The following is an 18,139-nucleotide window of genomic DNA, read 5'->3' as shown; positions in this document are numbered from 1 at the left end:
TATGGCTGAGCTTGAGGTTGAGATTGTCGCAGCGGACCACTTCGTGTGGTCCGGAGCGGCCAAGATGGTCAAGGCCCGCACCAGCGATGGTGAAATCGGAATCCTGCCCGGCCACTCGCCCCTGCTGGCGATTCTGGCCGAAGGTGAACTGGCAATCGAGCCGGTGTCCGGTAGCCGCATTGCTGTAGTCGTCGACGGCGGATTCTTCTCCGTCGACAACAACAGGGTGGTCATTGTTGCTGACAACGCCCAAATGGGCGACGCGGCTACTGCGGGGATCCGCTAGCACGACCTTGATGAACGTTACTGGTTTTCCGTTCATCGTCCTGGCAACTGTCTTTGCGTTGCTGGTCTTAGCACTGTGCCTTTCGGGGGTGCGCCGCTTCAATCTGCGGCGTGCCCTCGGCACGGTGGACGCCTCCATTTGCACGGCTGGAAACAGCTGGCAGATGGGGGTTTGTCGTTATCAGGACAACGACCTTGAGTGGTTCCGCCTCGCCTCCCTCAGCATGCGGCCCAAGCACACGTTCCGCCGCAGCTCGCTGGAGCTGCTGGGACGGCGCAAGCCGACGGAATCCGAACTCGTCAAGGTCCAACCCGATGCCGTGATAGTAGAACTCCGGTATGAGGGGCAGGAAGTCCTACTCGCGATGCGGTTCGACGCCTACACCGGGCTCTCCTCCTGGCTTGAGGCGGGACCGGTCATCGGCGTCGGCACCTGGCGCTAGCCCCGGTGGACTTTCTCGAAGACATCCGGCTGGTGGACGGCCCGGTCCTGTGGATCGCCTGGGCCGCGGGCGCCGCCGGGTTGGCCTATCTGCTCTGGTGGCGGGACGGTCTGTCCCGTTCCCGGCGAGTTCTCCGCGCCGCCGCCGCCGCCGTGCTTGCGGCCCTGCTCGCTGCCGCCCTCGTGGCCGGCGGGCACTGGCTGCTGATCTACGTCTTCTCGGCCTTCCCGGAGGTACTTCCGCTGGAGGTCCTGGCGTGGAGCGTTCCCGCCGTCGCCGCGCTGCTGCTCCTGATCCTGCGTCTCCGGCGGATCTGGGGAGCACCGCGCCCCGCGCACCCCTGGCGGAAGACCGCCGCCGCGACGGTGGCTGTGCTCGGCGTGGGAACGCTCTCCGCCGTCCAGATCAACGACTATTTCGGCCTGAACCACACCGTGAGCGACCTGACGGGGACGGCGGTGGCCCGGATCCAGCCGCTCGAGGACGGCCTGAAGCGGGCAGCGGGCGCCGCGCCCGGGGTCAGCCTGGCCGGCTGGTCGGCCCCGGCAGGCCTTCCGGATGGCGGTGAGCTGCGGAGGGCCACAATCCACGGCACGAACTCGGGCTTCCAAAGCCGCGAGGCGTACATCTACCTTCCGCCCGCGTACCAGGCGGCCCCGCGGCCGGCCCTGCCCGTGCTGGTGCTCTTTTCCGGACAGCCCGGGGCGCCGGCGGACTGGCTCACCGGAGGCGCGCTCCGCAGCCGGATGGACCGGTTCGCTGCAGCGCACCACGGCGTGGCGCCGGTGGTGGTCGTGGTCGATCCGAACGGTTCGGCCTCGGGCAACACGATGTGCCTAGACAGCAGGATTGCGCAGGCCGACACGTTCCTGTCCCAGGACGTCCCGGCGTGGATTGACCGGACGCTGGCCGTTGATCCGGACCGCCGCCAGTGGGCCGCCGGCGGGTTCTCCTTCGGAGGCACCTGCGCGGTGCAGATGGTCACCCGCCACCCGGAGATCTACCGTTCCGCACTGGCCTTCTCCAGTGAGAAGGAACCGGCCATCGCGAAGGAACGCGAGAAAACCATCGACGCCTCTTTCGGCGGCGACACGGAGGCCTTCGAGCGGCTGACGCCGTTGCGGCTGATGGCCGAGCGCCGCTTCGAGGGGCACGGCATCTACTTCGCCGCCGGTGTCCGGGACCCCGAGTTCATGGGCTATCTGGCCGTGCTGTCCGCCGCCGCGCGGGATGCCGGCTTCACCGTGGAGACCCGCAGCATCGAGAACGCGGGACATTCCTGGCTGGCGGCCTCCAGCGGCCTGCCCGGAGGCCTCGATTTCCTGGCCGCCCGGTGGGGTATCAGGCCGTGACGCCGGACGCAGCAGCCGGAGCGCAGCCGGCGACCGGGCAGGGCAGTACCTCGCCGCGGGGAGTGGTGCGGGAGTGGCTCGGCGGTGTCCTGGCCCATTTCCGGGCCATTCCGTTCACGCTCGCGGTGCTCGCCGTCTTCCTGGTCACCGGGGCGGTGACCGGCAGCTTCCTCTCCGGTCCACCGGAGCAGCTGCTGGACGTGGCCTCGGTCAGCGCCCCGGGCCTGAAAGCGGGCCACTGGTGGTCCCTGTTCAGCTCGATGTTCTTCGCGACCAACCTGCTGGCCTACTTTTCCGCGTCACTGATGATCCTCCTGCTGCTGGGCCTCGCCGAACGGCGGCTCGGCTCGAGGCGTGCGGCCGTGTTCTTCTTTGCCGGCCAGTTTGCCGCCATCACGCTGTTCCTGCTGTTCACCCAGCTCGCCCGGTATGCCGGCGATGGCTGGTTGGGCCTCATGGTGGACGCCCGTCTGATCGGTCCCTACGCGGCGGTCCTCGCCGCGTCCCTCGCCTCCAGCGGCCTGCTGCCCGCGCTCTGGCAGCGCCGGCTGCGGACCGCCGTCGTGTCCGGTTCGCTCCTGCTGGTGCTGTACGTGGGACACCCGGAAACCGTCGTCGGACTGGCAGGAGCGCTGGCCGGAATGGCGGCGGGCTGGTGGATCCAAGGCGACAAGGGCACGCTGCACCGGCACCGCTCCACCGGGCGTGAAACCCGCAACCTGCTGGCCCTCACCGTGGCGATCTTCGCGGTCGGGCCCATCCTCACCGCCGCGGTCCGCAGCCCCACCGGGCCGCTGGCACTGCTGCGGGACGTCGTCCTGAACCCGCTGCCCACGCTCAGCCAGCTGGAGCAGAACTGCGGCGGCACGATCGACGTCGGGTGCCTGGAGGTGGGCCGGGCTGGCTTCGCCGGGCCGCTGGGCCTTGCGCTGTCCGTGGTGCCGGTGGTGCTGCTGCTCATCTGCGCGGACGGCATGCGGCACGGCCGCCGGCTCGCCCTCCGCATTGCCGTGCTGGTACAACTCGCGGTGACGGCGATGGCAGCGGTCTATCTCACCCTGTTCGCCCGGATGCCGCACGGCCCCGGCGGCCGTCCGCATACCGCGGTGATGGGTTCCGGTTTCGTCCACGTGCTGCCTCTCGTGGCGGTTCCGCTGCTGCTGGTCGTGCTGCTGTGGGTCAACCGCCGGCAGTTCCGGGTGGAGACGACGCCGCGGGCCCGCCGTACGCTGGGCGCCGTGGTAGGCGGCACCTGGCTGGTGCTGGCGACCGGCTACACGGCGGCCTGGATTGCCGCCGGAGGGATGAGCCGCGACGGCGGACTGCAGGGCCTGGCCGCCGAACTGGCGCGGCAATACCTGCCGCTGCCTATTCCGGGGGGCTACAGCCGGGTCTTCGAGAACCGCAACCCCCTCGAGGCCTTCCTATTCGCCTACTCCGGCATCTTCTTCTGGATCGTCGCCCTGGCTGCCGTGTGGCTGGTCCTGCTTCGACGGCTGCACCGCACCGACGCCGGTGCGGGGGACCGCGACGTCGCCCGCAGCCTGATCCGGCAGGGTGGCGACTCCCTGTCCTGGATGGCGCTCTGGGAACCGAACAAGTACTGGTTCGCCCCGGAACGGCGCAGCGGGGTGGCATATCAGCAGCACGGCAATGTCGCACTGACCCTGGCCGGGCCGTTCGGCCCGGCGGCGCTCCACGAGGACGCCGCCGCAGGATTCCTGCGGTACTGCGCAGAGCACGCCCTGATCCCGTGCTTCTACTCCTGCACGGACGGGCTGTGGCCGACCTTTCAGTCGCGGGGCTTCCGCCGGGTGGCGGTGGCCCAGGAGACCAGGCTGGCCGTGCGCGAGCTCGAATTCAAGGGGAAAGAGTGGCAGAACGTCCGGACCGCCCTGAACCGCGCCGCCAAGACGGGCGTACAGGCGGTCTGGGGCCGCTACAGTGCCTTCCCGGCACCGCTGCGCGCCCAGCTGAGCGAGGTCTCGGAAGAATGGGCCGCGCAGAAGTCCGTCCCGGAAATGGGCTTCACCCTCGGGGGCATTGATGAACTCGAGGACGAAGACGTGCTGTGCTGCCTGGCGGTGGATGCGGAGGGCCAGGTGCTGGGCGTCACCAGCTGGCTGCCGGTGTTCGAGGACGGACGCCTGGTGAGCTGGACCCTGGACTTCATGCGGCGGCGCGGGGAGGCCTTCCCCGGCGTCATGGAGTTCCTGATCGCGTCGGCGGTGCAGGAGTTGCGGAGCTCGGTGGAGATCATCTCGCTCTCCGGGTCCCCGCTGGCCAAGGACGGTGCCGCCAGCAAGCCCGAGGGCCTGGCGGCCATCCTGGATGTGGTGGGCCGGGCGCTGGAACCGGTTTATGGATTCCGGTCCCTGGCGACCTTCAAATCGAGGTTTAAGCCGGAGTACCGGACGCTTTACCTTTATTACCAGGACCCGCTGCAGCTGCCCGCTATCGGGCGCGCCCTGAGCCGCGCCTATCTTCCTGGGCTCTCGGTGCGCCAGAGTGCGCGCCTGCTTCGGACGCTCGTCGGCTAATTGCCGAACAGCGCGATTGCGCGGGCTGCATTCCGGCCGCCTGGCGGGAATGCGTATTGGGGCCATACCGGTCAATGCCAAAGAAATGATCCCCGGCACTAATGCCGGGGATCATTTCTTGCGGAGGGTTGCCTCGGGCAACCCCCAACGGGTGACTAGACCAGCGTGACGCCGGTAGCCTGGGGGCCCTTGGCGCCCTGGCCGATTTCGAACTGAACGCGGGCGTTCTCGTCGAGGGTCTTGAAGCCACCGGTCTGGATCTCAGAGTAGTGAACGAAGACATCGCCGTCGGAGTCATCCGGGGTGATGAAGCCGAAGCCCTTTTCAGCGTTGAACCACTTCACGGTTCCCTGTGCCATTTGTTTCTCCTCATTGTGGATCTTGAATAAGGCCGGCACACTTCGCGCCGGTCTTGGTCACTCTGCGAGAAGAACCTTGGCTTTCGCACCGGGACACCCGGGCTTGGGCGGCAGGAGCTTCACGCTCGCAACATGTCTTGCGAGCATGAAAAAACACCTACACAAAGACTCGTATAAGAATTTCATGCCGGTTGCGTCTGGTCAACGGGCACGACGGACAATTCTCCAGATTTTGCCCAAAGAACGGATGAAACCTGCCGGAGCCGGCGAATGCAGCTATGGCCCGCCCGCGTCAGGAATGCGGGGCCAGCCATTGCCCGCCGCGCATTACTTTGCGAAGTCCGAGCCCGGCGTCGACCACCAGAACGTCGGCCCGCAGCCCGCGGCGCAGGCTGCCGACCTCTCCGGCGAGCCCAAGGACGGCCGCGGGAATGGCGCTGGCGGAGCGGACCGCATCCTCGAGCACCACCCCGGCCGCCACCGCACGGGAAACCACGGCCAGCAGCGTGGCCGTGCCGCCGGCCAGGGCGCCGGTGGCGTCCAGCGTGGCGACCCCGTTCCTGACGGTGACAGCGGCGGGGCCGAGCCGGAACGGGCCGTCGGGCAGGCCGGCGGCCGCCATCGAATCGGTGACAAGGGCGATGTTGCCCGCGCCCACGAGCTGGAACACGGTGGACACCATGAACGGGTCCAGGTGGGAGCCGTCGGCGATCAGCTCCACCACCGCCGCCCCGGACGCGGCGCTGCGCAGGCAGGCACCGACCGCTCCGGGAGTCCGGTGGTGCAGCGGAGGCATGGCGTTGAACAGATGCGTGACCGTGGGCCGTGCCCGAACGCCGTCGAACCCTGCCTCGAGCAGCCCCTCCCGCGCCGCTGCGAGCGAGGCGGAGGCCGTAGCCCCGTCGCAGTCCGTGTGCCCGAGCGAGGGGACTATGCCGTGCCGGGCGAGGAACGCGACCAGGGCCGCGGCGCCCGGAAGCTCCGGGGCATAGGTCATCGTGGCCAGGGTTCCGTGGCCGGCAGCCACCAGCTCGGCCAGGAGCCCGGAGTCCGGTTCCCGCAGGAAGGCCGGGTTCTGCGCGCCGCAGCGCAGCCGCGAGAGGAACGGGCCCTCCAGATGGATTCCGGCGAGCAGCCCCTCCGCGCTCAGCGCGGCGTGGACGCCGACCCCGCGCAGCAGGTCCTCCCGGGACGCGGTCACGAGGCTGGCCAGCAGGGTGGTGGTGCCGGACCGGTGCAGCAGATCAATGGCCCGGCGCGAGGCCGCCTCGGCTCCGGAGGGGAAATCGCCGCCGAACGCGCCGTGGCAGTGGAGGTCGACCAGTCCCGGCAGGATCAGGGACCCCGGCGGCAGCTTCTCCACCCGGGCGCCGGGTAATCTCCCGGGGTTGAACCGATCCGCCGGTCCGGCATAAACAATCCGTGCGCCGTCCACGGCGAGGACTGCATTCGCGGTGCGGACACCGTCGCTGACGATCGTGCCGTACAGGAGCCGGCGCCCGCCGGGCCGCGGCGGCGCGGCCGGGGCGGGGATCGTAGGGCTCATGGACCGAGTCTAGGACCGGCCCTGCCGTTCGGTCCTAGAAGAGCCGGGACTCGATGTCGTCAACGCCGCGCATGGCGTCATAGTCGAGGGTGATGCAGTCGATGCCGCGGTCCTTGGCGAGGACTTTGGCCTGCGGCTTGATCTGCTGGGCGGCGAAGATCCCGCGCACCGGGGCCAGCAGCGGGTCGCGGTTCAGCAGTTCCAGGTACCGGGTGAGCTGTTCGACGCCGTCGATGTCGCCCCGGCGTTTGAGCTCGATGGCCACGGTGGCGCCATCGGCGTCGCGGGCCAGGATGTCCACCGGTCCAATGGCGGTGAAGTACTCGCGGCGGATCAGGGAAAAGCCGGTGCCGAGAAGTTCGATCTGGTCGGCCAGCAGGCGTTGCAGGTCCGCCTCGACCCCGTCCTTGATCAGGCCCGGGTCCAGGCCCAGCTCGTGGGAGGTGTCGTGCAGCTGCTCATGGATGTTGATGATCAGCCGGTCATCGGTCTTGGCGGACTGGACGGTCCACTGCTCCACCACGCCGACTTCGACGTCGATCTCCTCCGGGGTGGAGACCCGCAGCGAGGCCGGGGGGCTCATCCAGTTCAGCGGCTTGTAGGATCCCCCGTCCGAGTGGACCAGGACGGAGCCGTCCGCCTTGACCAGCAGGAGGCGGGTGGCCAGTGGAAGATGGGCTTTGAGCCGGCCGACATAATCGACGGAGCACCGGGCTATGACTAAACGCACCCGGTCAACACTACCGTCTGAAGGGAGCGGGAGGCATCCTGACTGGGGCAGAATGGAAGCATGCCCCGTTCCAACCGACCCCGACGCGCCGTCTCCGGAAGAACAGGCTCCGGAAGAACAGGCGCCGGCAGGTCGGGCGCCGGAAAGCCGGCCGGGCAGGGAGCCAAGGGCGGGCCGCAGCCCGAGCTGGACCTGGAACGGGCACGCTCCGGATTCGCCCGGCGGGAGCGCGCACCGGACGGCGAATGGATGGTCCGGCCCATTACGGCCAGCCGGGCCGAGAAGAGCTATATCTGCCCGGGGTGCTTTACCGCCGTGCCGCCCGGAGTGGCGCACCTCGTGGTCTGGTCGCAGGACCATATCTTCGGCGAGGCCGCAGGGCTGGCCGAGCGCCGGCACTGGCATTCGAACTGCTGGACCTCGCGCAGCTACCGGTATCGCTAAGCTGGTCAGCATGACTCCTGAGCCCGCCGGTTTTGACCCGGCGTCGTACGTTTTCAGCCAGCCGTCCGCGTCGACGGCGATCCGCGCGTCCACCGTGCTTCCGGCCCACCGCGAAAACGTGGAGCTCCGCACCGCGGACGGCCACAAGCTGGTCGGCGAACTGGCACTGCCGGAATCCGGTGAGATCCGGGCGACCCTGATCACCCTGCACCCGCTGCCCACCCACGGCGGGTTCATGGATTCCCACGTCTACCGGAAGGCGTCCTACCGCCTTCCGGCCCTGGCCGGGATCGCCGTGCTCAGGTTCAACACCCGCGGCACCGTCTCGCCCCGGGGCACCAGCACGGGCGAATTCGAGGAGGGCATCGGCGAACGCCTCGACGTCGAGGCGGCCGTACGCTTCGCGGTGGACCGCGGGCTGCCGAACCGCTGGCTGGTGGGCTGGTCCTTCGGAACGGAGTTGGCCCTGATGTACGGTGCGACCGAACCGGTGGCTTCCGAGGTGGAGGGTGCCATCCTGCTTTCGCCGCCGCTGCACCGGGCCACCGACGTGCACCTCAAGGAATGGGCGGATGCCGGCAAGCCGCTGAAGGTGCTGGTGCCGGAGCATGACGACTACCTGCAGCCGGCCGCCGCGGCGGAGCGGTTCAGCCTGGTGCCGCAGGCCCGCGTCGTGGGGGTCGACGGCGCCAAGCATCTGTGGGTGGGGGAGAAGTACGCCGGCCGGGTCCTGAACGAAATCGTGGACGAGGTCCTTCCCGGCGGAGCCGGCAGCGCCGACGGAACGGCTGCCGGGCTGCCGCAGGAGTGGGACGGTCCGGTGGCGACGGCCCACGCCTGAGGGCAGGTCGAAAAGTGCGACGAAAAAGGACAGCCGCTGCGGGGATCCACGCAGCGGCTGTCCTTTTTCGTAGCGAAAAACGTCAGGGCAGCGTCAGTGGTTGTCCTGGCGGACGATGAAGATCTCCTTCACTAGCAGCATGATCGCGGCGGCGGTGGGGATCGCGATCAGGGCCCCGAGGACGCCGAGGACGCTGCCGCCGGCAATCACCGAGATGACGGCTACGGCTCCCGGGACGGCGACGGCCTTCTGCATGACGCGCGGCGAGATGAAATAGGCCTCGAACTGCAGGTAGGCAAAATAACAGATGGCGTAGACGACCGCCGTCTGCCAGCCGGCGGTCAATGCGATCAGGGTCACGATCACGCCCGCGATCATGCCCCCGACCAGCGGGATGAAGGCCAGCAGCGCCACGACAAACGCCAGCAGCACGGCAAACGGTACGCCGATGATCGTCATCACGATGAAGGCGAAGGTGGCATTCAGCAGGGCGACGACGGCCTGGCCGATCACGTAGTTGCCGACCGAGCCGGTGATCTCCTCGGAGAGTGCCTCGACCCGGGCGCGCCGGGACCGCGGCGCCAGCCGGTAGCCCCACTTCTTCATGGCGGGCAGCGCCGCCAGGAAGTAGAGGCTCAGGACCAGCACGATCAGCGCGCCGAACAACCCGTTCGCCACGGTGGAGCCGAAGCCCACGACGCCGCCGAAAATGCCGCCCATGGCCTCCGGGTCATTGACGAACTTTTCGAGTTCCTGGGTGATCCGGTCCCGCACGCCGAACTGGCTGTCCACAGTGCGGAAGAAGTCCGAATCGATGAAGTCCTGGATCCACCGGGGTGCCTGCTGCACGATCTGGGTCACCTGTTGGACGATCGTGGGGATGAGGGTGGCGAAGAACCCGGCCACCGCCAGGGTCAGCGTGGAGACGGCGAGCACGATGCCGGCGGCGCGGGGAACCTTGTTGCGTTCCAGCCAGCGAACCACCGGGTCGAGGCCGAGGGCAATGAACAGCGCCGCCACGATCCACAGCAGCAGCTGGGTGGTGTTGGAGCCGATCCAGTACAGGAGCAGCGCGGCGCCGACGCCGACGGTCCCCATGAACCCGACATACAGCGGGTGCTGGGACGACATGCGGGGTCCCGGGTTGCCGAAGCGGGTGCTGGTCTCAGTGTCCGGGGCGGGTTCCTCCAGCAGATCCGGCGGCATTTCGAACCGGAGCCGGGGCTGGGCGCCGGGGAGGGGCTGGCGCAGGCGGTGGGCCACGGTGCTCAGGACCCCGGCCAAAGCGGCCCGGCGGTCCGAAACCTGCCTCTGGGGTGCGCGTCCGTTTTTGTGTTTCACGGGGTCGGATTCTTGGCTTTCTTCCTGTCCTGCGGGGGACGAATCCGTATGTTCACTCACTGCGCTGAAAGCCCTTTATCTCTGGTTATCCCCTGTGGAGCCGCGGTCGCGGGCCGGATGTGATGATCAACGCAAACACTATCAGCAGGCTTGTTACCGCGCGGTTCTTCGGCGCCGCAGTCCCGGGGCGGAGGGCTTGACAAAAGCACCTGACCTGACTGATGGGTAACAAAATGGTTACCATTGAATCTAAGTGTCCGCTGATGATAGGTAATATTTTGCGTTTCAAGACTGCAGTTGCACTAGTGCTGCTCGGCCTCCTGACACTGCTGGCGGGAATCGGCCAGAAGACATTCTGGGCCCCGGCCGAGACGGTCACGGCCACCGCCCCCACTGATGCCGCGGCCGCGCCGCTGACCGTTTTCGACGAGAAGCTGCGCACGCGCCAGGGCGGCACGGTCAAGATCAACGTCAAGGGGGAGGGCAGCTTCCTGCTGGCCGCCGGCCGGCCGGACGACGTCGACGCGTGGGTCGGAGCGACGGCCCACAACACCGTTTCGGGAGTGTCCGACGACGGCAAGGCACTGCAGCTCACGCATACGGACGGTGAGGCCACCGCGCCCTCGCCGGCCGGGTCCGACCTCTGGGTCACCACGGAGAACGCCAGCGGCGAACTGAACTACTCGTGGACGCCGCCCGCGGACGGCGACTGGTCCCTTCTGCTCGCGACGGACGGCACCAAGCCGGCCCCCGCGTCGATCACCATGACGTTCCCGAATGACACCACGACCCCGTGGGCCATCCCGTTCATGGTGCTTGGCAGCCTGTTGATTCTTGGCGGCGGCGCCCTGCTGGTCCTGAAGCCCAAGCCGGGCGCCGGCAACGGCAAGGGCGGTGCGCTCGGCAACCTGCTCGGCCGCCGCCCGGGTGCCAAGTCAGCCGCGCGCCCCGCCGCCGGGGATACCACCGGCGCCGGCACGACCTCCGAGGTTCCGGCAGCCAAGCCGACCACCCCGGCCGAAAACAGCTCTGCCGGGAACAGCCTTGCCGGATGGCGCAGCGCGGGACACCGGTGGCGACGGTCCGGCGCAGTCGTGGCGGTGCTGACGGCTTCCGCCGTCGCCGTTACCGGCGTGGCCGCCCAGGCCAGCCAGACCCCGGCGCCGGCCCCCAGCACGTCGACGAGCGCCGCGCCCGCCGCGACCCCGCCGGCTGCCGAGCCGGCCGCCGATGCCCCGGTCCTCATCGATGCGCAGTTCCGCCGGATCCTGGAACAGGTTGCCGGTGCCGTCGATGCTGGCGACGCGGCGAAGGACGCCGCCAAGGTCGAGCCCCGCGTCGCGCAGGCCGAGCTCGAAGTCCGCACGCAGAACTACAAGATCCGTTCCCAGGTGGGCGCCTATGAGGCCCGGATGCCGGTGCGGGCCACCAAGCTCCTGACCACCGTTGTCACCAAGAAGCGCAGCTGGCCGCGCTCGGTCCTGGCCGTGACGCAGGGTGAGGGCAACGTCGTTCCGCAGTTGCTCACTCTGACGCAGGCGTCACCGCGCGAGAACTATAAGCTCGTCGCCACCACGCCGCTGCAGCCGGGCACCACGTTCCCGTCCATCCCCCGGGACGGCACCGAGACACTCGCCCCTGCCGACAAGACGGGGCTCCTCTACAGCGGTGAGGAAGCACTGGCGGGCCTGGGCGACCGGCTGACCAATGCCGAGTCTCCGTTCAAGGACAAGCTCGCGGAGGGACAGTCCTCCCCGTACATTGCGGACACGCTCGCCTACCAGGCGGATGTGGTCACCTCCGGCGTCAACGGCACCTTCGCCTTCACCCACAAGGTGGTGCCGGAAAGCATCGTCGTGTTCCGCGCCGCCGACGGCGGGGCCCTGGTCCTGGGCCGGCTGAACTTCTCGTTCGACGGCACGCCCAAGGCGGCCGGGGACAAGCTGACGATCGGCGACGACGCGGCAGCCCTGGCGGGCGGCAAGGAAACGAGCACCGGCATGGTCCTTAACTTCGCCGAGTCCATGGCCGTCTATGTTCCGCCGGCCGGGTCCGCCGATCCGATGAAGCTCGTGGCCGCCACCCGTGGCCTGGTCGGGGCAAGCTTCAAGTAGCCCCGCAGCAGCAGCAGCAGCAGCTTCCAGCGGCCCGGCCGCAGCGGTTCCGCCGCTGCCGCCGGGCCGTCGGCTTTTCCGCTGGTAGCGGTACCGCCCCTTTGTGGTGGCACCGGTCAGGGCCGCAGTGGTTAGAGTGGAGCTATGACTTCGCCAGCTTCCCGCCCGGTCCCGCCAGCTGCCGCCAACCCGCTTAACCTGCGGGGCGCCGTCGACCTGTCCGCCCTCAAGCAGCGGCCCCCCGCGCCGTCCGCCGCCGGACCAGGCACCCCCGGACCAGGCGCCCCCGGACCGGGCGCCCCGGGCCCGGAGGCCGGCGACGCCGAACGTCCGGCCCACCCGCTGCGGGTGGACGTCACCGAGGGCAACTTCCAGGAACTCGTGGAGCTCTCCGCCCAGGTTCCCGTGGTCATCGCGCTCTGGGCCAGCTACTCGCCGGGATCCGGCGAGCTGGTGGACGCCCTGGCCGAAATCGTGGACAGCTACGCCGGCCGGCTGGTGCTCGGCGCCGCGGACATCGAAGTCTTCCCGCAGCTTGCCCAGGCCTTCCAGGTGCAGGCCGTTCCGACCGCCGTCGCGGTGGTCAAGGGCCAGCCGGTGCCCCTGTTCCAGGGCGGCGCCGAGGAACAACAGATCCGGAGCCTGCTCGATGAACTGCTCAAGGTCGCCGCCGCCAACGGTGTGACCGGACGGATCGGCGCCGGCGGGCCGGGGGCGGACGAGGCTGAGGCTCCGCCGCTGCCGCCGCTGCACCAGAAGGCCTTCGACGCCATTGAAACCGGCGACTACGCCACGGCGGCCGCCGCGTACCGGCAGGCCCTGCTGGAGATGCCGGCCGACGCCGATGCCAAGGCCGGACTGGCCCAGGTGGAACTGATGGGCCGGCTCCAGCCGCTGTCCGCCGCGGACAGCGACGCCCTGCGGCGCCTGGCTGCCGACGAGCCGGACAACCTCGAGGCCCAGCTCAGCGTGGCCGATCTCGACGTCGCCGGCGGCCACGTCGAGGACGGCCTCGGCCGGATCGTCTCCTTCATCGGCAGGAACTTCGGGCCCGAGCGCGAGACGGCCAGGGTCCGCCTGCTGGAGCTGTTCGACGTCGTGGGCACCGGCGACGAGCGCGTCGCGAAGGCACGCCAGAATCTCGCCCGGGTGCTGTTCTAGTGGGGTCAGCCCTCTTCGCCCCGCTGGAACTGCGCGCCCTGCAGCTGCAGCACCGCGGCTGGGTGTCGCCGATGTGCCAGTACAGCTGCGGACCCGAGACCGGGGAAGGGGTGCCCAACGACTGGCATCTGATGCACCTGGGCTCCTTCGCCACCGGCGGGGCCGCCCTGATCCTGACCGAAGCCGCGGCGGTGAACGCCGCGGGCCGGATCAGCCCGCGGGATGCCGGCCTGTACAACGACGAGCAGGCCGCAGCGTGGGAGCGGATCACCGCGTTCGTGCACCGCCACGGGGCCGCGGGGACCAAGATCGGCACCCAGCTGGCGCATGCCGGGCGCAAGGCATCCTCCTATTGGCCCTTCTCCGGTAAGCACGGAACCGTCCCGGCCTCCGACGGCGGCTGGGACACCGCCGGGCCCGGTGCCGGTGCCTTCGACGGCTATGCACCACCCACGGCCATGACGCCGGAAGAGATTGACGGCGTGATCGCCGACTTTGCTGCCGCTGCGGTCCGCGCTGTCGACGCGGGCTTCGACACGATTGAAATCCACGGCGCCCACGGCTACCTTTTGCACCAGTTCCAGAGCCCGCTCGTCAACGACCGGACCGACGCCTGGGGCGGCACCGAGGAACGCCGCAACCGGCTGACCCTCGCCGTGGTGGACGCCGTCCGCAACGTCATTCCCGATTCCATGCCCCTGCTGCTGCGGATCTCGGCGTCGGACTGGGCCGAGGGGGGCATCGACGTCGAGGCCTCCGTGCGGATGGCCCGGTCTGCCGCGGAACACGGCGTGGACCTCGTGGACGTCTCCAGCGGCGGGGCCGTGGCGCACCAGCAGATCCCGGTGGGGCCCGGTTACCAGACCGGTTTCTCTGCCCGGATCCGGCGTGAAACCGGGATCCGCACCGGCACGGTCGGGCTGCTGACCTCGGCGGGCCAGGCCGAGCACGCCGTGGCCACCGGCCAGGCTGACGGGGTGTTCATCGCCCGGGCCGCGCTCCGGGATCCGCACTGGTGGCTGCGCGCCGCGTTTGAGCTGGGGCACGAGCTGGCCTGGCCACCGCAATATGAACGGGCCATCCCGCGCCACTCGTTCTAGCGAATCGGGGCGTAGCCCGTTGCGGCAACGACCGTGCGGAGTACGCCTTGCGGACGATCCGAAAGGCAACCGGCGGCAGTTAGTCTAACGACATGACTATTCAGCCACCGGACCCTTCTCCTTCCGGGAATCAGCCGCTGCCGCCGGTTCCCGCTCTCGCGCTCCGCGGGCTGGCCAAGCGCTTCGGCGACAAGATCGCCGTCGACGGCATCAGCCTTGATGTCCCTGCCGGATCCTTCTACGGGATTGTCGGACCCAACGGGGCGGGCAAGACGACGACGCTGTCGATGGCCACGGCGCTGCTGCGGCCGGACTTCGGGACCGCACACGTGCACGGTGTGGACGTCTGGCAGCGCCCCCTCGAGGCCAAGAAAATGCTGGGGATCCTGCCGGACGGCGTCCGTCTCTTTGACCGGCTGACCGGCGAACAGCTCGTCAGCTACGCGGGCCTGCTGCGCGGCATGGACAAGGAAGTGGTGGCCTCCCGGGTCTCTGAGCTGCTCTCCGCCCTGGACCTGGGCCAGGACGCGGGCACGCTCGTGGTGGACTACTCCGCCGGTATGACCAAGAAGATCGCGCTCGCCTCGGCGCTGATCCACGCCCCGCGGCTGCTGGTCCTCGATGAGCCCTTCGAGTCCGTGGACCCGGTCTCCGCGGCAAACATCCGCGAGATCCTGGACCGCTACGTCGCCTCCGGCGGCACCGTCATTGTCTCCAGCCACGTCATGGACCTCGTGCAGCGGATGTGCGACCACGTCGCCGTCGTGGCGGCGGGCCGCGTGCTCGCGGCCGGGACCGTGGACGAAGTCCGGGCCGGCGAGTCCCTGGAGGACCGCTTCGTCCAGCTGGTGGGCGGCCGCAACCACACGGAAGGGCTGGAATGGTTGCGCACCTTCTAAGGCTGAAGCTCACCCTGCTGCGCAACAGTGTCCGGCGCAGCCCGTGGCAGCTGGTGGGCCTCGGCATCGGCGCCCTGTACGCGCTCGGCCTGGTCGGACTCGCCATCTCCGGGCTGGTGTTCCTCCGCGGAGCCGACGCCGGGCTGGCCCAGACCGTCGTGGTGCTGGGCGGCGCGGCGGCGCTGCTGGGGTGGGCGGTTGTCCCGGTGGCTGCCGCGGCCGCGGACATGACGCTGGACCCTGCACGGTTCACCACCATGGCCGTGCCGATGCCCCAACTGCTGACGGGCCTGGCCCTGGGCGGGCTGATCGGCATCCCCGGCATCGCGACCTCGCTCGTGGCCCTGGCAACCGTCGCGACGTGGTCCCGGAGCGTCACTGCCGCGGGAGGAGCCCTCCTGGGCGCGGTCCTCGGCGTGCTGAGCTGCGTACTGCTGTCCAAGGTGGTCACCACGGCCACGGCCGGGCTGGCCAGCTCCCGCCGGTTCAAGGACGTCAGCTCCGTGGCCTTCCTGATCCCGTTGGTCCTGCTGGGCCCTATTCTGGCGGGGATCTCCGAGGGGATTGCCGGCTCCGGGGATTTCCTGCCCGAGCTTGCCGGTGCGCTGTCCTGGACGCCGGTCGGCGCGGCCTGGTCCCTTGGCGGTGAGCTGGCGGCTGGCGGCTACGGTGCTGCAGCCGTCAAGCTGGCCATTGCCCTTGCCACCCTCGCCGGCCTTGCTCTGTGCTGGAAGGTCCTGCTGCAGCGTGCCCTGGTCACCCCGCCGTACGCCGGCAGCTCCAAGAAGCGCGCCTCGGGACTGGGCCTCTTCGGGCTGTTCCCGGCGACCCCAACCGGCGCGGTGGCCGCGCGCTCCCTGATCTACTGGCTGCGGGACCCCCGCTATGCCGGCGCACTCGTCGTCGTTCCGCTTCTGCCGGTGCTCCTGCTGTTCCAGGCCGGTCAGACCGGCTCCTACGGCCTGCTCGTCTTTGTCGGGCCGCTGACGGCCTTCCTGTTGGCCTGGTCCATCTCTTCGGATGTTTCCTACGACAACACGGCCTTTGCCCTGCACCTTTCCACCGGCGTGCCCGGGGTTTCCGACCGCCTCGGCCGGGCACTGGCCTGCCTGCTGTTTGCGCTGCCGGTGGTGCTGGCCTTCAGCGTCCTCCCGTTCCTGTTCAGCGGGGACTGGGCCGGGCTGCCGGGATTGCTGGGGCTTTCCCTGGGAATCCTCTTCAGCGGCATGGGGCTCTCCTCGGTGGTCTCGGCGCGCTACACCGTGGCCGTTCCGCTCCCGGGGGACAGTCCCTTCAAGAAGCCGCCGGGGAACGTGGCGCAGACTCTGGCCGTGCAGTTTGGCGGCATGGGCGTGCTGCTGCTGCTCGTCGCGCCGGAAATCGCGCTGGTGGCCGCACAATTCATCACCGGCAGCGCCGTCCCCGGCTGGATCAATCTGGCCCTCGGCCCGGTCCTGGGCCTGGCGCTGTTCGTTGCCGGGGTGCGGCTGGGCGGGAAGTGGCTGGACGCGCGCGGGCCGGAGCTGCTGGCGCAGCTGGTCGTCAACCGGTGACCTGACCAGGACGGGCCGGAGTGGGATAGCCTGCCAGTAACGGCACGGCACCCGGCGCAGCAGCGGACACGAGGAGAAGGGCACGGAGATGGAAGTGGTTATCCTTCCCGGCAGCAAGGCAATTGCCGCGCTCGCCGCGGACGCCATCGAGGCGCTGCTGGAGCGCAAACCGGACGCCGTGCTGGGCCTGGCCACCGGCTCCTCGCCGCTGCCCGTCTACACCGAACTCGCCCGCCGGCACGAGCGGGACGGCCTGGACTTCAGCCGGGTCCGGGGATTCGCCCTCGACGAATATGTCGGGCTGCCGGCCGGGCACCCGGAGTCCTACCGTGAGGTCATCCGGCGCGAATTCACCGAGCAGGTGAACATCAGCCCGGCCAACGTGCACAGCCCGGACGGCGCGGCGGCCGACATCCCCGCGGCTTGCCGGGCCTACGAGGACGCGATCCGGGAGGCCGGGGGAGTGGACCTGCAGCTCCTCGGCGTCGGCACGGATGGCCACATCGGCTTCAACGAGCCGGGATCGTCCCTCGCCTCGCGGACCCGGATCAAGACGCTGATCGAGCAGACACGCCGGGACAACGCGCGGTTTTTCGGCAGCCTGGCGGAGGTACCCCACCACGTCGTCACCCAGGGGCTGGGAACCATCCTGGACGCCCGGCATGTGATCCTCATCGCCACCGGGGCGCAGAAGGCGCAGGCCGTCCGGGACCTGGTCGAAGGCCCCGTTGCCGCGATCTGTGCGGCCTCGGTGCTGCAGCTGCACCCGCACGCCACGGTCCTCGTGGACGAGGCCGCCGCCTCCTCGCTGCGGCTGGCCGACTATTACCGGCACAGCTATGACCACAAGCCGGACTGGCAGGGCCTGTAGCACACTGGCATCAGGATCCTGCCGCTGTCCTGTCGCAATCCGGTCCGTTCCAGCGGCTAAGATGGGTCCCATGACAAGCATGACCGATCCTCTCGAAAACGACCCGATGCGCGAGCTCTCCGGAGCCGGTACGTCGACGGCAACGATCGAGCGCGAGGAACTGCGCCAGGAAGTGGAACCGGGCGACCGGGAACGCTTCTCGCACTACGTGCGCAAGGAAAAGATCATGGAATCCGCACTGTCGGGCGAGCCCGTCATCGCCCTCTGCGGCAAAGTGTGGACGCCCGGCCGTGACCCGAAGAAGTTCCCCGTCTGCCCTGAATGCAAAGAGGTCTACGACGGCCTCCGCCCGGGCAAAGACGGCGGTTCCGGCGACAAATAGGCGGACCCCGCCGCAGGGTGGCGTAGCCCGCCGCCCTGTTCCCGTGGCGTGATCAAGCTGCCCGCCCCCGGCCGCGGGAAGCCCGCGGTCTGAACGTAATTTTCCGTGCGCTGACTGCCTACAGCGCCGTGCGTTCCACGGTGCCCGGGGCAGGCTCCCGGTTCTTGTTTTCCGGTTC

General features: G+C 69.3%; 17 protein-coding genes. 13 read left to right on the top strand and 4 right to left on the bottom strand.

The features are described from left to right. Position 1 precedes the first annotated feature (1 nt). From OM977_RS13280 to OM977_RS13265, 4 genes are all read left to right on the top strand, one after another. On the top strand, positions 2-286 hold the full coding sequence (locus OM977_RS13280) for a F0F1 ATP synthase subunit epsilon (protein WP_264354407.1): 285 nt from the start codon (positions 2-4) through the stop codon (positions 284-286). A gap of 10 nt (positions 287-296) precedes the next feature. After that, on the top strand, positions 297-728 hold the full coding sequence (locus tag OM977_RS13275) for a DUF2550 domain-containing protein (protein ID WP_264354406.1): 432 nt from the start codon (positions 297-299) through the stop codon (positions 726-728). Positions 729-733: 5 nt separating this feature from the next. Next, complete coding sequence (locus OM977_RS13270; protein ID WP_264354405.1) at positions 734-2,080, top strand: alpha/beta hydrolase; 1,347 nt, start codon at positions 734-736, stop codon at positions 2,078-2,080. A 62-nt stretch (positions 2,081-2,142) separates the two neighbouring features. Next, positions 2,143-4,620 (top strand): bifunctional lysylphosphatidylglycerol flippase/synthetase MprF, encoded by a 2,478-nt coding sequence (locus OM977_RS13265; protein WP_264357416.1) that lies wholly within the window; start codon positions 2,143-2,145, stop codon positions 4,618-4,620. A 155-nt stretch (positions 4,621-4,775) separates the two neighbouring features. On the opposite strand, the gene OM977_RS13260 is transcribed toward OM977_RS13265, so the two are convergent. The 3 genes from OM977_RS13260 to nucS all read right to left on the bottom strand — a co-directional run bounded on the left by OM977_RS13260 (position 4,776) and on the right by nucS (position 7,255). Beyond that, entirely contained in the window at positions 4,776-4,979 is a 204-nt protein-coding gene (locus OM977_RS13260; protein ID WP_024365900.1) for a cold-shock protein, read from the bottom strand. Between the two features lie 292 nt (positions 4,980-5,271). Continuing rightward, positions 5,272-6,525 (bottom strand): N-acetylglucosamine-6-phosphate deacetylase, encoded by a 1,254-nt coding sequence (locus tag OM977_RS13255; protein ID WP_264354404.1) that lies wholly within the window; start codon positions 6,523-6,525, stop codon positions 5,272-5,274. 34 nt (positions 6,526-6,559) lie between these two features. Further along, positions 6,560-7,255, bottom strand: coding sequence for an endonuclease NucS (nucS, locus tag OM977_RS13250; RefSeq protein WP_264354403.1), 696 nt, complete (start codon positions 7,253-7,255; stop codon positions 6,560-6,562). Positions 7,256-7,315: 60 nt separating this feature from the next. Here nucS and OM977_RS13245 point away from each other — a divergent pair, with 60 nt between their 5' ends. Continuing rightward, on the top strand, positions 7,316-7,699 hold the full coding sequence (locus tag OM977_RS13245; RefSeq protein WP_264354402.1) for a DUF5102 domain-containing protein: 384 nt from the start codon (positions 7,316-7,318) through the stop codon (positions 7,697-7,699). A gap of 10 nt (positions 7,700-7,709) precedes the next feature. Further along, positions 7,710-8,540, top strand: a complete 831-nt coding sequence (locus OM977_RS13240; protein WP_264354401.1) for an alpha/beta hydrolase — start codon at positions 7,710-7,712, stop codon at positions 8,538-8,540. Between the two features lie 93 nt (positions 8,541-8,633). Here OM977_RS13240 and OM977_RS13235 read toward each other — a convergent pair whose 3' ends face one another. Then, positions 8,634-9,824 carry an AI-2E family transporter gene (locus OM977_RS13235; protein WP_264357415.1) on the bottom strand — a complete coding sequence of 397 codons (1,191 nt, stop codon included), beginning with the start codon at positions 9,822-9,824 and terminating at the stop codon, positions 8,634-8,636. 320 nt (positions 9,825-10,144) lie between these two features. On the opposite strand from OM977_RS13235, the gene OM977_RS13230 reads away from it, so the two are divergent. The 7 genes from OM977_RS13230 to OM977_RS13200 all read left to right on the top strand — a co-directional run bounded on the left by OM977_RS13230 (position 10,145) and on the right by OM977_RS13200 (position 17,961). Beyond that, complete coding sequence (locus OM977_RS13230; RefSeq protein ID WP_264354400.1) at positions 10,145-11,995, top strand: hypothetical protein; 1,851 nt, start codon at positions 10,145-10,147, stop codon at positions 11,993-11,995. A 144-nt stretch (positions 11,996-12,139) separates the two neighbouring features. Then, positions 12,140-13,156: a tetratricopeptide repeat protein gene (locus OM977_RS13225; protein WP_264354399.1), complete on the top strand. Its 1,017-nt coding sequence runs from the start codon at positions 12,140-12,142 to the stop codon at positions 13,154-13,156. Then, positions 13,156-14,256, top strand: a complete 1,101-nt coding sequence (locus OM977_RS13220) for an NADH:flavin oxidoreductase/NADH oxidase (protein ID WP_264354398.1) — start codon at positions 13,156-13,158, stop codon at positions 14,254-14,256. Before OM977_RS13225 ends, OM977_RS13220 begins: the two co-directional genes overlap by 1 nt. 92 nt (positions 14,257-14,348) lie before the next feature. After that, positions 14,349-15,155, top strand: a complete 807-nt coding sequence (locus tag OM977_RS13215) for an ABC transporter ATP-binding protein (protein WP_264354397.1) — start codon at positions 14,349-14,351, stop codon at positions 15,153-15,155. Then, a complete protein-coding gene (locus OM977_RS13210; protein ID WP_264354396.1) occupies positions 15,137-16,708 on the top strand; it encodes a transporter in 1,572 nt (523 codons plus the stop codon). Before OM977_RS13215 ends, OM977_RS13210 begins: the two co-directional genes overlap by 19 nt. An 88-nt stretch (positions 16,709-16,796) precedes the next feature. Further along, positions 16,797-17,579 carry a glucosamine-6-phosphate deaminase gene (nagB, locus tag OM977_RS13205; protein ID WP_264354395.1) on the top strand — a complete coding sequence of 261 codons (783 nt, stop codon included), beginning with the start codon at positions 16,797-16,799 and terminating at the stop codon, positions 17,577-17,579. A gap of 70 nt (positions 17,580-17,649) precedes the next feature. Continuing rightward, a complete protein-coding gene (locus OM977_RS13200; protein ID WP_442960654.1) occupies positions 17,650-17,961 on the top strand; it encodes a DUF3039 domain-containing protein in 312 nt (103 codons plus the stop codon). The last annotated feature ends 178 nt before the right edge of the window (positions 17,962-18,139 follow it).

The organism is Pseudarthrobacter sp. MM222, assembly GCF_947090775.1.
Taxonomy (GTDB): Bacteria; Actinomycetota; Actinomycetes; order Actinomycetales; family Micrococcaceae; genus Arthrobacter.
Note: the sequence above shows the minus strand (reverse complement) of the source record. Positions and strands in the feature narration are given on the sequence as shown.